We start from the raw sequence: 252 nt of genomic DNA on the forward strand, positions 1-252 counted from the left end.
CTATCAAACCGCTTATCATTTTGCCCGATCCCGTGCTGCGCCAGCAATCCAGGCCCATCGAACAGGTGGATGCCGAAGTGTTGCGCCTTGCCGACGATATGCTCGAAACCATGTATGATGCGCCGGGTATCGGCCTTGCCGCCATTCAGGTCGGCGTGCCGCGCCGGATGCTGGTGATCGATGTTTCGCGCGAGGACGAAGAAAAAAAGCCGGTTGTCTTCATCAATCCGGAAATCCTCAAAGTGTCGGACG

General features: G+C 56.7%; 1 protein-coding gene. It reads left to right on the forward strand.

The genetic code is table 11. The features are described from left to right. Positions 1 to 252: peptide deformylase (locus tag SB764_RS42890; protein WP_410867161.1), on the forward strand; the 252-nt coding region annotated here is incomplete at both ends.

It is taken from the genome of Paraburkholderia sp. SIMBA_027 (genome assembly GCF_046535315.1).
Taxonomy (GTDB): Bacteria; Pseudomonadota; Gammaproteobacteria; order Burkholderiales; family Burkholderiaceae; genus Paraburkholderia; species Paraburkholderia tropica.